The sequence below is a fragment of the Psychrobacter sp. PSi21 genome (assembly GCF_054960615.1).
In genome coordinates this window covers 96,904-109,568 of sequence record NZ_JBHNYR010000002.1, presented here as the reverse complement: position 1 = coordinate 109,568, position 12,665 = coordinate 96,904, and the positions used below count along the sequence as shown (strand labels likewise).

The window sequence follows — 12,665 nt, the reverse complement described above, 5'->3', positions numbered from 1 at the left end:
AGCGACAGCGACAAGGAGTAGCGTTTTTATGGCACCTATCATCAACCCCATTAACAATCTGGAAACCGTATTGCCGATGTCCACCACGGTGGTCATCATTGGTGGCGGTATTGTGGGCCTTACTGCCGCGTTGACCCTTGCTGAACGCAACGTACCCGTTGTGGTACTAGAAAAAGGGCGCATTGCGGGTGAGCAATCCTCGCGCAATCTGGGCTGGGTGCGTAAAACCAATCGCCATCATAACGACATCCCTTTAGCACTCGCCGCAGACAGACTGTGGGAGGAGATGCCTGAGCGAACCAATGCCGATGTGGGCTACAAATGGCCGCGCCGAACCCACAATGGCGGCAAGCGCGATTGCCAATGCTGCCATTGCCAAAGGCGCGGTGATCCTCGAAAACTGTGCAGCACGGACTTTATCGACCGAAGGTAGGCGTGTCACAGGGGTGGTCACGGAGCAAGGCGAAATCGCCTGTCAAGAAGTGCTACTGACAGGAGCGCTGTGGTCACGCCGCTTCTTGGGCAATATGGGCATCAAACTGCCTACTCTACCTGTCATCTGCTCGGTACTTAAAACCAAGCCGATGGATATCGACTTCCATCCCGCCGTGGGCGCGGCTGACTTCTCATTCAGACGTCATGTGGATGGCAGCTATATCATTACCCAGCGCGGCAAGTTGGATGCGCCTATCACGCTTGACCACATTTTGATTGGTATGAAGTTTTTACCGATGCTAAAAGGTCAGCACAACTTCTTAAAAATCGGTGTGGGTAAGTACTTTTGGACCGATTTGATGATGTCACGCTCATGGAATAAAGACAGCGTCACGCCTTTTGAAAAGATACGTACCATGGATCCCAAAGTCAGTGAGGTGCTGAACCAAGCGGCATTAAGCAACTTACGCGCGGCGTGGCCTGATTTTGAAAAGGCGGAGATTGAGTCGCAGTGGAGCGGTATGATTGACATCACCCCCGACTCCAATCCCGTTATCGATCGTGTTGAGCAGATTGAAGGCTTGACCATTGCCACAGGGTTCTCAGGACACGGCTTTGGCACCTCGCCTGCCGCAGGCCAGTTGGCAGCAGACTTGGTCACACGTAGTGAAACACCACTCATTGACCCTAGCCCTTATCGGTTCTCACGGTTTTAAGCAAATAAGCCCAATAAAAAAGACACGGTAATCCGTGTTTTTTTTGTCTTTAGCTAATAAGTAAAAAGTTATGGTTTACACTTTACAAGCAGTACTGGCTGCTTGGGTTTCTTTATAGACGGCTTGTGCGTCATGACCGAGCGCTGTCACCTCGTCCAGATATTGCTGAGTACCTTGTAATAAAATACCGCGCCATGCTGGATTATTAAGCGGGTCTGGAATGTCGATCACCTCTTGTCCCAAGTCTTTGGCATGTTGCAGCGCCGCTTGGTCTTCTTTATCGAGTACCTCCCCTGCTTTTTTGGCCATCATCATGCCCGAGTTGTCATCCAGTACTTTTTTTAAGTCATCAGGTAGATTCTGATACTTTTGCTTGTTCATGGTCACCAGTGCCGCTGAACTATAAAACGGAATATTGGTATGGTATTGCACCAACTCATCAATTTTAAAGGTGTCTACTGCGCCCCAAGGCAAGCTTAGACCATCGATGACGCCGCGCTGCAGCGAGGTGTAAACGTCGTTAACAGGCAGACCAATAGGCGATGCGCCCATCTCTTCCATCAGGCTGGCAGCGACCACAGAGGGATGGCGCATGCGCAATCCTTTCATGTCTTCAGGCTTGCGAATGGGAGTATTGGTGGTGTGTAATGCACCAGGGCCTGCGCCATAGGCAAACAGCAAATGCGAGTCTTCGTATTCGCTGGCAATCGCGCCATTGTCATACAGGGTTTGTACGATACAGCCCATTTGCGTGGCTGAGCTTGAGATGCCGGGTAGCTCTGCGATTTGGGTTAAGGGAAAGCGGCCACTGGTAAACCCATGCGCCTGAGAGCCAATATCGACAATACCTTTGACGGTAGCGTCATAGGTTGCGGCAGGGTCGCTAAGGACCGCTGAGGGGTAGAGTTCGATTTTAAGCCGCCCGTTTGAGTCGGCTTCTATTTTTTTGGCCCATGGCTCGAATACGTCGGTATTCATGTTGGAGGTGGCAGGCCAGTAATAAGAAAATCGTAAGGTGGTGGTGTCTTGAGAGGCAGATGGGCTATCGGCAGCGTCATTGGCTTGGTTCGAACATCCTAGTAGACCAAAGCTTGTCAGCATCGATACTGCAAAAAATATAGTCCATTTCATTTTATTTAATTCCTTTTATTAATAACATTAAAAGCTGTGCACCTTGAGGCGTCACAGCTTTTCTTTCTCTATAAAAAACAGACTGCTACTTTTCTCTAGAATATAAATGACGTAACGTGTCCTTCATCTCGTTATAGTTATCGGCCCCCACACGATCAGCCAGATCTTTCTTATATTGTTTTTCGACCGCCAGCAGCTTACAGGCCACTTGTACCCCTGCCTCAGTCAGTTTTACGGTGTCGCCATCACATTGTACGTGTGCGCCCATGCTGTTCATCGCGTCCGACAAGGCACGCGTGGGCTGCATGACAAATGAACCTAACGTATCCAGCTCTAATGGGTTGCCATCGGCAAGACAGGCGTAAATGCGCCATACTTCAGGGCTGACGCCTGCCGCTTCGTTCAGACGGTCGTAGAACACTTGGCTGAGCTGGTTATACGAGGCTCTGAGCAAGTATAGGATGTGGTCTTCTAAGAATTCGTGCTGTCTTAATGCCTCAACTTGCTGGGTATTTGACACGTCATAATAAGGGCTGGCTTGTGAGTATGAGCCTTGAGAAAACACGAGTGGACGGGCATTGGGGGTCACGTTGTAATCGACCACTTCGCCGACCATAATCAAATGATCGCCGCCTTCGTACACATTCCAGTTTTTACACTGTAGCTGGGTCAAGGCTTCGGGGATTAAGGGGGCATCACCCAGACCATTGGTATAGTCAATACCGCCAAACTTGTCTTGACCGCGACCAGCAAAACGGTTTGAAATCGGAATCTGCTTATCGCTTAAAATGTTGACTGCGAAGTATTCACAGCTTTTAAACGCCTCTAGGCTGTGTGCGCCTTTGTCAATGCTCCACAAAATCAGCGTTGGGCTGATAGAGACGGTGTTAAAGCTGCTGGCAGTCACGCCAATCGGCTCACCGTCTGCGGTGCGGGTGGTGATAACGGTAACGCCTGTTGGAAACTGGCTAAACACTTGGCGCAGTTCTTTGGTATCAAAATTTGACATATCATTCTCCTTATTTAACGAAACAGATTCACTAAAGGTAAAGGGAGGAGGCACGCCGCCGCATACATTTTTATGATGGACGCATGCGCCATCAACCATCCCTCTGCTGTCCATAGCAATCAAATACTTACTGCGCGCCCTGCTCTATTGATAAAGGCGCGCTCAACCAATCAGATATCAAGCACCAATACGGGTGATTTAGAGCGTGAGCAGCAGACAGCAATCTGATCGTTGTCCTTTTTTTCATCATCGGTTAAAAATTGATCGCGGTGGTCAGGCTCACCTTCTAACACATCGACGATACACGTGCCGCAAATGCCTTGCTCACAAGACACTTCAACCTTGATGCCTTCAGCAGCTAGCGCTTGTACAATGCTTTGACCACTGGCGATAGGAATGGTTTTGCCGCTTTGCTCAGCAACCACGGTAAAGCCTTCGCCAGAGCTGTCCACTTCAACATTAAAGTATTCAAAATGAATCTGATTGTCTTGAAAGCCAAGCTCGCGTGCGCTGCTCATGATCCAGTCCATAAAGCCTGACGGACCACAGGTATAGATGTGCGTGCCCGCGTCAGGCGCACCAAAATCAGTCGCTGGATTGAGACGTTGCTCATCACCCAAGTCATCGCAGTGCACTTGTAAGGCATCGCCAAAGTCGCGTTGCAATTCGTCTAAGAACGCCACTTCTTTGTGCGAGCGTACGCAGTAGTGCAAGGTAAATGACTTGCCAGCGGCTTTGAGCGCATAGGCCATGGCAATCATGGGCGTGATGCCGATGCCGCCGCCTGCCAAAATGCTGTGCTCAGCAGTCATATCAAGCGGAAATAAATTGTTGGGGACACTGATGGTGACGGTATCGCCCACTTTGAGTTGGTCGTGGATGGCAATCGAGCCGCCACGAGATTTTGGGTCTTTTAGTATCCCTAAGCGATAAAACGCGGTCTCGCCAGGGACGCTACACAGCGAATATTGACGGATGGTGTCGTCATTAACATGCACGCTGATGTGCGCGCCTGCTTCAAAGGCAGGTAATGGTGAGCCATCGATAGTGGTTAGCGTTAAGGACACCACATCAGAAGACATCATTTGTCTTTCGGTAATGGTCGCTTGGATTAAGTTGTTCATAATTGATACTCCTGTCAAAAATCAGATTGCAGCGCTCAGCGTCCGTTGCCAACACCAATCACACCACTTGCAGAAATCGTCTTTTTAATGCGTAGCAGCTTTTGACCATTAGCCGTGGGTTTAGATCTATACAGCAAATATGGACACTCAAGAGATTTCTGTCATACAAGGCTTGAGTGCCCTATTGCCAACCGCATTTAACGCATTGACAAGCCGCCATTGGCATCCCATGTGGCACCAGTGACGCCAAAGGCTTGACGATCGACCAGTTGGGCGACCATCGAGCCGATAAAATCAGGGCTACCAAGGGCTTTTACGGGAATCACATTGTCAAGCAAATGCGCCAATTTCTCAGGCGACACCAGCTCACGCACAATGGGCAAATCCATTGGGCCGGGCGCGACGGTATTCACCGTGACGCCTTTGGCCGCCAGATGACCAGCGAACACTTTGGTCATGGTGATGATGCCACCTTTACTTGAGGCATAGTGCACCCCTGACGCTGTGCCGCCATTTTGACCCGCAAGCGAGGCCATATTGACGATGCGGCCGTAATTTTGCTCGGCAAAATAGGCACCAAATACTTGGCAACCAAACAAGGTGCCGCGCAAGTTGACGCTCAATACTTTGTCAAACTCTTCAGCGGTCACGTCCATGACCGGCGTGGTCAGTGTCATGGCTGCATTGTTTACCAGACCCTGCACGCTGCCAAAATGCGCCTCAATATCAGACAGTGCCTGCTCAAAGTCGGCCTTTTTGGTCACATCCAGCTTAAAGCCTGCGGCGATAGTGCTGTCGTCACTCAGACCTTTGGCGGCAGCTTCTGCCTTGTCTTTACTGATGTCAGTGATGGCGACACGAAAGTTGTTGGCAATCAAGGCCTTGGCGATACACTCGCCGAGCCCTTGACCTGCGCCTGTGATTACGATGACATCTTTCATAGTGGTGCGCTCCTAACCGATACGGTGAATTAAAGGATGTAGCTGATGGTACGTAGGTAGTCTTCAGCGTTGATCAGCTTGACCACTTTTTGCGCGATGGCAAAGCTGTCACCGTTGGCAACCAGCTTGTACTCAACCGTGGCAACGTATTGCTTCATGACGCCAAGGCGGCTTTCGTTAATCAATAACGCACAGCGCGCTTCGATCACATTTCTGTCGGTTTGGCTGTCCGCTTGATTGACGCGCAGTCGTGAGGTCAGGCGAATGGTGCCGCCATTACTCTCGACCGATACCGACTCGCCGCTGAGCAAACGCGCCACACGCATTCTGCGCATATCAGCATCATCGTAAGCGTAGTTGAGGCGGTTGCCATAATTGTCATCTGAGGTCTCAATCGGCACCACGTAATAGCCATCGTCTTGCCATAGGGTGAGCCACTCATCGTATTGCTTGGCATCTAGCAAGTCATTTTCGTAATCAATAAAGGCCGCAACGTTTACATATAATTCGTTATTCATCATTACTTTCCTTGTTCCCATTCGCCCATCATTTTTGCCCACTGCTGGTAAGCGGCTTTCATACCAATCTCTGAACACACTGTGCTGTAGTCATTGCCCAGCTCGTTCTTTTGCACCATTCCTTGACCACGGTTGACTAAGATCCACTCATTGGTGCCACTGCCTGAGCCTTTTTGTACACGCTCCCACGCTTCAGAGTCATCAGGTGTACCAAAGCCCATGGGCCCTTGGAAATGCTCATGCAAACGGATACGGGTTTTGTTAAAGGCGTCTGGTGCACCATCACCACCGATGGCAATGTGCTGAATTTCGGTTTCATTCACATTGATGGGCGCCAATACACGGAAGAATGCCATAGAGCACGCCACGTTCGGGAAGAGGTTGAGGTTAAAGCCTGAGCCTGCGGCAGCACGAACCAAACGGCGAACCTTGTCGTCATTATGACCTTCGGCGCGTAGCTCAGCAGCCAGCGCTTCAAAACGCGCAGGAATTGGGTCGTCTAGGTTTTCTTCCAAATCGACCAGTTCAGGAATCATCACCATCACACTGTGACCATTGCCCAAGTCTTCGACAAAACCATCGCCTTCTAAGAAGTCAAAAATCTCAGCGGTGTCACCATCAAGTGATGAGATGAATGATTTGTGAATGATGGGGAAATGATAGGCATCGGTGGTGTTCTCAAGCTGGATTTTCCAGTTGCCTGGGAAGCGGAAACGGTGCTCGCCCAAAGTCTTGATGGGATAGCCGCCGCCTTGTTTCATAAACAAGTCCATCCATTTTTTGGCACCGCCTAAGAAGTCTTCTAGCGGCTCGATATCATCGTTAAAGGTCGCAAAAATCATGCCGTTATACGATTCCATACGCAGGCTGATCAGCGGTAGCTCTTCTTTATCGACAACGTCCTCATATGGGCCTGCAATCGGAATGGCGCGCAAGGTGCCGTCTTGACCATAGCCCCAGCCGTGATAAGGGCACACAAAGCTACGCGCATTGCCTTTGTGCTTTTCACAAATGGTGGCGCCGCGGTGACGGCAGCGATTGACCAGTACGTGAATGTTCATTTTGCGGTCACGTGAGACGATGACCGAGTGGCGACCGATACGCGCGGTTTTGTAATCGCCCTTGTTGGCGATCTCGCTTTCATGGCCAACCCATACCCACGTCTTATCAAAGATGGCGTCCATCTCTTCATTAAAGACCTGCTCGTCGGTATACATCTCAGACAATACTTTGTCGCCTTCTGGGGCTACAAATTCATTCATCGGAATACGTTGTTTGTTTAACATAGGGATTTCTCCTTGATATTTTTGTTGGTCATTTCATGCTCACTTTGGGGTGGGCAGTTCCTTATCCACATCCCAAGGGGTGTCAACAGGACGATTAAACAGACTGTGGGTTTGAAAGTGCTGAATCTTCCACTGCTCGCCCTCAAGGGCAAAGCTGACCGTCAGGCGGGCGCTGCTCAGTTGCGAGCGGCCGTCCTGAAAGGTGGCGGTTTGCAGCAGCAGCCAAGACCCTTCAGCCGTTTGTTCTGATACGTCAATCAACTCATTGGTCAGATAGTGCGAGTTCAACACAAAATGCGCAGGCGGCAGCGTGTACTTTTCAAACATCTTAGTAATCGCTTCTTTGCCCTCGTATGCACCAAAGGTTTTTACATAGCGTTTGCCAACACCCTGCCAAACCGCATCGGCGGTAAACAGCTCCATGAGTACCGACAAGTCAAAGCCTGTGTCGAGTACATCACACAGCGCCATATAGCGCTGCATACATCTACGGACTTCTTTTTCTTGCTCTAGCACCCAGATCCGCTTACTGAGGCTGGCTACGGTTGGTTTTGTCATCATCATGCCTATATGGGTTAAAAATTTATTCAGGAACGACCAGTTTGCGGCCGATACGGGCTTCTACTTTGCAGTATTTCCACAGCTTGTACGTGCCATCGCCGACAGGGATGGTTCTAAAGAAATTACAAGCAGCAATGATGGTTTCGATATCTGGCACGTCAGCCATGATATAAGCCATCCACGGCGCAGATGCGGCAGCGCCAACTTGCAGACGGTCATCATCCATAATGCCCAAAATATCAACGCCGGGCAGCTCATCGACGTTTTGCATCATTTGGCTAAACGCCTGCCACACGTCTTTCATTTCAGCGGCGGGCGCGTCCATAAAGTTTTGGTTGATGCCGATGCAGAATAAGACGCGGTGTGTATCTAACTTTTCCATGGGAGTATCCTTTTTTGTTTGGTGTAATGGGTTCGTTGTGGTTGGTGGATGAAGTACAAACGAGGGTTTGCGTTATAAATAGCCAGGGTATGGCTCGTGACCAAAGGCCATCGCCCCTGCATTTCTGAACGTCACTTCGCCCATAAAGGCATGCTGGCCGACCAGTGACGCATCGCGATAAATGCGCGTCATGGCATGACAGTTATCTGCACTGGTCATCCCCATCAGCTTATATACGGTCTTGACGACGTCCACGCAGGTATGGGTCAGATGCGAGGTGGACAGACGCAATAGGTTGATTTCTTCATCACTTGGGGTGCCGCCTGCGACGATGGTCGCCCACGCATCATCAGTGGCTTCGTAGAAAAAGGCTTTACTGGCATGCATTTGCGCTTCGGCTTTACCAATAGCGATTTGCACATATTCGCGTTCACCGATATTGGGTGCGCCCGTCACCGATTTACGCCCAGCGGCTTCAGCGGTGATGATTCGTAAGGCTTCACGCGCCATGCCCAAGGTGGTGACGGCCAAGACTTGAGCAGCCAAAGACAGTGAGGGGTAGTTAAATAGTGGTTCGGTCAAGTTGAGCTTGCCGCCACGGATGAGCGTCCATTCGCTAGGGACTTTTACATCATCAACGACCACATCATGACTGCCTGTAGCGCGCATACCAATCATGTCCCACGTCTCATCAATGGTGACTTGATCTACTGGCATGACCGCGATGCGTGGTAGTGCTCCGTCGGTATCAGGCTTAATGCCCACGCCGATTAACGACGCGCCCATACAACCACTGGCAAACTTCCAGCGACCAGACACCACATAGTGATCATCGACTGCTTGCGCAGGGGATACTGGGAAGATGGCACCCGCAAACACCACATCAGGGGTATCTGCCCAGAGTTTATCAATGGTCTCTAACGGTAAGCCGCCCAAGTAAAATGGGTTCATACCAAAGCTTGCCACCCACGCCGCTGACCCATCCGCCATGGCAATGGTTTCAATCAGGCGCAAAAAATCGGTTGGGCTGCGCTCATCGCCACCAAAACGCTTGGGGATAAAGGCGCGGTAGACACCAAGGTCTTTAAAGCGCTCAATAATGTCTTGATCAATATGGCGCTGTGCTTCAAAGTCGTCGGCGCGCTGGCGAATGTCATCGAGCAGTGCTGGAAGATCGGGATGCTCGGTAAGTGGTCTGAGGTCGGTCATAGAAACTCCCTTTTCATTTAGGTATCAGTAATAGTTACAGTTCAAATCGCGTGTTTTACCGCATGTTTTAAGTCGCATTTTGGGTCAGTAACGCCGCCAAATGCTCGGCGAATGCGCATAAAAAAGCATCATCACCCTTGCGAGCGACCAGTTGTAGACTGATTGGAAAGTCATAGTTAGAAGCACAAGGTATCGCGTAGGCTGGATGACCTGAGAGATTAAACGGACGTACCAACTTTGAGATGGTCACATCGTTTTTACCCGCTAGCGCCTCGTCTATGGTCATCGGTGCATGTGGCAGTGTGGGTAGCGCCAGCACACGCGTCGTTGCCAATGCCTGATCCACTTGCGCGCTAAAAGCAGCACGGATGTCTTCAGCGTGTGCCACCTCGGTATCCGTGGTATGGCTGGCTTTTTCAAGGCGCGTGGCGACATCGTTCCCCAGCTTGCCTGTGGCATAAAAATCTTTGCAGGCCAACCATGTTTCGCGGTTGATGACACTCAGTCCTGCTTGGAAAGCGGCATCAAGATCAGGCAGTGTCACAGCGGTTAATTGAATAGACGGACACGCCGTCAGCGCCCCTTTAATCACTTCACTGATGCGCGCGTCGGCGTCAGCCTCTACCCAGCCCAGCGTGATGGCGTCTTGTGCTAAAAAAGCAGTCTCTTCTTCGCTAATCGTGCCCAACGTCGGCGCAATCGCCTGCATGGTGGTGGTAATGTGCTCAGGCGACTTGGCAAAAACGCCCACACAATCTAATGAGGTATCGGTCGGCCATACTCCATCGCGGCTGACCAAACCAAAAGTTGGCTTGATGCCATAGACATCGCAGCAGGCGGCAGGCATGCGTACAGAGCCACCTGTATCGGTGCCGATAGCGACATCGACTTGAGCGCCTGCCACCGCGGTCGCTGATCCGCAAGATGAACCGCCTGGAATCAATTTAGGATATAATGGGTTGATGGGTGTGCTATAACTACGATTTACCCCAGTCATACCAAAGGCAAGCTCATGCATGACCGTTTTGCCAACCATAGAAAAATGGTGTTTCTTTAGGAGGTCAACCACGGTGGCATCGTTCTTGGCAGGTAGTGCGTCAGCGCAAGCGTCGCTGCCCAACTGGGTAGGTACGCCTGCGACATCAATACTGTCTTTGATCGCGACGGTCAGCTGACCGTTATTTGGCGTAGAAAATGTGACTGTGAAATCGTTCATCTTGAATCCCTTCAAATATATCGCTTGAATTCAAGTATCTTTAAATTTAGTTGAAATGTCAAATAATTTGACTATATTTATTTTTATATGCGTAAAAAATAGAAACCAAAACCAAGATAAGAACTATAGGAAAAGCAATGAATACTGATAAATCTCAATATATTCCAAACAGCAATAAATTCAATCACGTTAAGTATCCATTTTATTGGGTTGCACGTATTGAATCACTCTATAACAATGAAATGGAAAAAACCCTAAAACCTATGGGTATGGATTCGTCGCGCTGGCGCGTGGGTCTACTGCTGCGCGAGCATGACGTGCTCACCATCTCAGAGATTTCTAACGAAGCCTTAATGAAAATTCCGACCACCACCAAAATCGTGCAGCGCATGGAAAAAGAAGGCTTGGTTCGGGTGTTTAAGCAAGAAAGTGACGGTCGCGTGCGACTGGTTGAGCTGACCAAACAAGGCAAAGATCAAGTCAATATGGTCGTCAAAAAAACCGCTCCAATGCTTGAAACACTGTTTGCTAAATTTTCAGCAGAAGAGTTAGAGACGTTTTTTATATTGAGTAAAAAATTGTTTGATAATTTGTCAGAAAATGCAGAAGAATAAAAATATATTTTTAATGTATCAATAAATAAAAAACAATATTAAGAGTAAAAAACCTCATAGATATAGTAAATGAATTTATTATATCTATGAGGTTTTTATAAAAAAAAAGAATGCTTAACTGTTTTTATATCAAATAATATAAACAGCTGCTGGTGATAAATGGAATTTTTAAGTAAGTAGCCATGCTATCCAATTAAAAACGTGAGCACGTACCCATTATGATGGTGCTGCACAGGCCGCGCTCGCCTCTTGCGCTTTTTGATATACATCTTGGGCATCGAGCCCCATGGCACTGACATCCGCTAAGTATTTTTTGGTACCCGCTTCTAAAGGTACTTTCCACTGCGGATCGTTTAGTGGATCAGGAATATCCACCATCACATCGCCTCTCGCCTCAGCCTCACTTCGATATTTCGCTGCTTCAGTATCGAAGACATTGGCTGCCGTTTCAGCCATCGCCATACCAGCATTGTCATCCATGACTTTTTTAAGATCATCAGGCAGTTGGTTGTATTTGTCTTGGTTCATGGTCACAACGAGCGCTGAGCTATAAAACGGCATATTGGTGTGGGTTTTGACAATGTCTGTCAATTTAAACGACCCTGTGGGGCTCCAAGGAAATGCCATGCCATCAATGACGCCGCGCTGCAATGAGGTATACAGGTCGGTTGCCGGCAAGCCGACAGGCGCGCCGCCAGCCGCTTCAATAATATCGCCGCCAATGGCAGACGGACGGCGAATACGCATGCCTTTTAGATCCGCAGGGGTGCGTATGGGCGTTTCAACCGTATGCAAGGTGGCAGGCTCACTACCAATCATAAACAGTAAATGGGTGTCTTCGTACTCACTTGCAATCACCCCATCATCATAAAGCGTTTGCAGTATGCAGCTCATTTGATCAGCGGAGCTCGACAGACCGGGCAGCTCTGCGATTTGGGTTAATGGAAACCGCCCATTGACGTAGCCCTGTACCTGCACACCCAAATCCACAGTCCCCTTAGCGACGGCATCATAAGTCACATCAGGCTTGCTCAGCGTTGCTGATGGATAAATCTCAATTTTGAGTCGTCCATTTGACTCTTCTTCAATCTTTTTAGCCCATGGCACAAACGCATCAGTATGCATCACCGCTGAGGTAGGCCATAAATGAGAGAATCGTAGCGTGGTGACGTCGCTTGCATTGCTAGCGGTGCTATCTTCTGTTGAACAGGCACTTAAACCCAGCATGGCGACGAGTGCGGCTGCGAGCGCAAAGGGCGTTTTCATCATAGAATCCTTTCTCAGTGTGTTGACAGCTCATGCGCTACGTAAGCATAAAAGAAGTAGGCATAAGAGACATAAACAAAGCATACCGATCATCATTCGATCTCATTTGTCTCAATCTGCAGTGTAAGTTGCTATAAAACACCCAAATTAATAAACAAAAGTTCTATAAAAAAAAGATCATGAATGATCGAGTCTTTATTATTAAGAGGCATTCCTATCTTGCTTTCATAATAAATACTTTACTTTTCAAATAAATT

At 49.1% G+C, this 12,665-nt stretch carries 14 protein-coding genes; 3 read left to right on the top strand and 11 right to left on the bottom strand.

The genetic code is table 11. From position 1 onward, the window contains the following. The first annotated feature begins 28 nt into the window (after nt 1-28). Complete coding sequence (locus tag ACFI32_RS02500; protein WP_462624923.1) at nt 29-433, top strand: FAD-dependent oxidoreductase; 405 nt, start codon at nt 29-31, stop codon at nt 431-433. Then, nucleotides 342-1,151: an NAD(P)/FAD-dependent oxidoreductase gene (locus tag ACFI32_RS02495; protein WP_462624995.1), complete on the top strand. Its 810-nt coding sequence runs from the start codon at nt 342-344 to the stop codon at nt 1,149-1,151. Before ACFI32_RS02500 ends, ACFI32_RS02495 begins: the two co-directional genes overlap by 92 nt. A 75-nt stretch (nt 1,152-1,226) precedes the next feature. Here ACFI32_RS02495 and ACFI32_RS02490 read toward each other — a convergent pair whose 3' ends face one another. From ACFI32_RS02490 to ACFI32_RS02445, 10 genes are all read right to left on the bottom strand, one after another. After that, nucleotides 1,227-2,282 carry a TRAP transporter substrate-binding protein gene (locus tag ACFI32_RS02490; protein ID WP_462624922.1) on the bottom strand — a complete coding sequence of 352 codons (1,056 nt, stop codon included), beginning with the start codon at nt 2,280-2,282 and terminating at the stop codon, nt 1,227-1,229. An 85-nt stretch (nt 2,283-2,367) separates the two neighbouring features. Beyond that, complete coding sequence (locus tag ACFI32_RS02485) at nt 2,368-3,291, bottom strand: flavin reductase (RefSeq protein ID WP_462624921.1); 924 nt, start codon at nt 3,289-3,291, stop codon at nt 2,368-2,370. A 170-nt stretch (nt 3,292-3,461) separates the two neighbouring features. Further along, nucleotides 3,462-4,415 carry a PDR/VanB family oxidoreductase gene (locus tag ACFI32_RS02480; RefSeq protein ID WP_462624920.1) on the bottom strand — a complete coding sequence of 318 codons (954 nt, stop codon included), beginning with the start codon at nt 4,413-4,415 and terminating at the stop codon, nt 3,462-3,464. 197 nt (nt 4,416-4,612) lie between these two features. Next, nucleotides 4,613-5,356, bottom strand: a complete 744-nt coding sequence (locus tag ACFI32_RS02475; RefSeq protein WP_462624919.1) for an SDR family NAD(P)-dependent oxidoreductase — start codon at nt 5,354-5,356, stop codon at nt 4,613-4,615. Nucleotides 5,357-5,385: 29 nt separating this feature from the next. Continuing rightward, entirely contained in the window at nt 5,386-5,874 is a 489-nt protein-coding gene (locus tag ACFI32_RS02470; protein WP_462624918.1) for an aromatic-ring-hydroxylating dioxygenase subunit beta, read from the bottom strand. 2 nt (nt 5,875-5,876) lie between these two features. Next, nucleotides 5,877-7,160: an aromatic ring-hydroxylating oxygenase subunit alpha gene (locus ACFI32_RS02465; RefSeq protein ID WP_462624917.1), complete on the bottom strand. Its 1,284-nt coding sequence runs from the start codon at nt 7,158-7,160 to the stop codon at nt 5,877-5,879. Nucleotides 7,161-7,199: 39 nt separating this feature from the next. Then, nucleotides 7,200-7,718: a nuclear transport factor 2 family protein gene (locus ACFI32_RS02460; RefSeq protein ID WP_462624916.1), complete on the bottom strand. Its 519-nt coding sequence runs from the start codon at nt 7,716-7,718 to the stop codon at nt 7,200-7,202. A 25-nt stretch (nt 7,719-7,743) separates the two neighbouring features. Then, nucleotides 7,744-8,103 (bottom strand): IacB protein, encoded by a 360-nt coding sequence (locus ACFI32_RS02455; protein WP_462624915.1) that lies wholly within the window; start codon nt 8,101-8,103, stop codon nt 7,744-7,746. Nucleotides 8,104-8,175: 72 nt separating this feature from the next. Next, on the bottom strand, nt 8,176-9,312 hold the full coding sequence (locus ACFI32_RS02450; protein ID WP_462624914.1) for an acyl-CoA dehydrogenase family protein: 1,137 nt from the start codon (nt 9,310-9,312) through the stop codon (nt 8,176-8,178). 67 nt (nt 9,313-9,379) lie between these two features. Then, the gene (locus ACFI32_RS02445) at nt 9,380-10,528 is read right to left on the bottom strand and encodes an amidase (RefSeq protein ID WP_462624913.1); all 1,149 of its coding nucleotides are present in this window, start codon (nt 10,526-10,528) and stop codon (nt 9,380-9,382) included. A gap of 137 nt (nt 10,529-10,665) precedes the next feature. On the opposite strand from ACFI32_RS02445, the gene ACFI32_RS02440 reads away from it, so the two are divergent. Continuing rightward, the gene (locus ACFI32_RS02440) at nt 10,666-11,142 is read left to right on the top strand and encodes a MarR family winged helix-turn-helix transcriptional regulator (protein ID WP_462624912.1); all 477 of its coding nucleotides are present in this window, start codon (nt 10,666-10,668) and stop codon (nt 11,140-11,142) included. Between the two features lie 216 nt (nt 11,143-11,358). Here the strand turns inward: ACFI32_RS02440 and ACFI32_RS02435 are convergent, their stop codons facing one another. Then, nucleotides 11,359-12,408: a TRAP transporter substrate-binding protein gene (locus ACFI32_RS02435; RefSeq protein WP_462624911.1), complete on the bottom strand. Its 1,050-nt coding sequence runs from the start codon at nt 12,406-12,408 to the stop codon at nt 11,359-11,361. Nucleotides 12,409-12,665 lie beyond the last annotated feature (257 nt).

Excerpts from the sequence above, each read along its gene's own strand:
- ACFI32_RS02455 (WP_462624915.1), bottom strand. The coding sequence starts at position 8,103 with ATGGAAAAGTTAGATACACACCGCGTCTTATTCTGCATCGGCATCAAC.
- ACFI32_RS02465 (WP_462624917.1), bottom strand. The coding sequence starts at position 7,160 with ATGTTAAACAAACAACGTATTCCGATGAATGAATTTGTAGCCCCAGAA.
- ACFI32_RS02475 (WP_462624919.1), bottom strand. The coding sequence starts at position 5,356 with ATGAAAGATGTCATCGTAATCACAGGCGCAGGTCAAGGGCTCGGCGAG.
- ACFI32_RS02460 (WP_462624916.1), bottom strand. The coding sequence starts at position 7,718 with ATGACAAAACCAACCGTAGCCAGCCTCAGTAAGCGGATCTGGGTGCTA.
- ACFI32_RS02470 (WP_462624918.1), bottom strand. The coding sequence starts at position 5,874 with ATGAATAACGAATTATATGTAAACGTTGCGGCCTTTATTGATTACGAA.
- ACFI32_RS02485 (WP_462624921.1), bottom strand. The coding sequence starts at position 3,291 with ATGTCAAATTTTGATACCAAAGAACTGCGCCAAGTGTTTAGCCAGTTT.
- ACFI32_RS02445 (WP_462624913.1), bottom strand. The coding sequence starts at position 10,528 with ATGAACGATTTCACAGTCACATTTTCTACGCCAAATAACGGTCAGCTG.
- ACFI32_RS02495 (WP_462624995.1), top strand. The coding sequence starts at position 342 with ATGGCGGCAAGCGCGATTGCCAATGCTGCCATTGCCAAAGGCGCGGTG.
- ACFI32_RS02500 (WP_462624923.1), top strand. The coding sequence starts at position 29 with ATGGCACCTATCATCAACCCCATTAACAATCTGGAAACCGTATTGCCG.
- ACFI32_RS02480 (WP_462624920.1), bottom strand. The coding sequence starts at position 4,415 with ATGAACAACTTAATCCAAGCGACCATTACCGAAAGACAAATGATGTCT.
- ACFI32_RS02490 (WP_462624922.1), bottom strand. The coding sequence starts at position 2,282 with ATGAAATGGACTATATTTTTTGCAGTATCGATGCTGACAAGCTTTGGT.
- ACFI32_RS02450 (WP_462624914.1), bottom strand. The coding sequence starts at position 9,312 with ATGACCGACCTCAGACCACTTACCGAGCATCCCGATCTTCCAGCACTG.
- ACFI32_RS02435 (WP_462624911.1), bottom strand. The coding sequence starts at position 12,408 with ATGAAAACGCCCTTTGCGCTCGCAGCCGCACTCGTCGCCATGCTGGGT.
- ACFI32_RS02440 (WP_462624912.1), top strand. The coding sequence starts at position 10,666 with ATGAATACTGATAAATCTCAATATATTCCAAACAGCAATAAATTCAAT.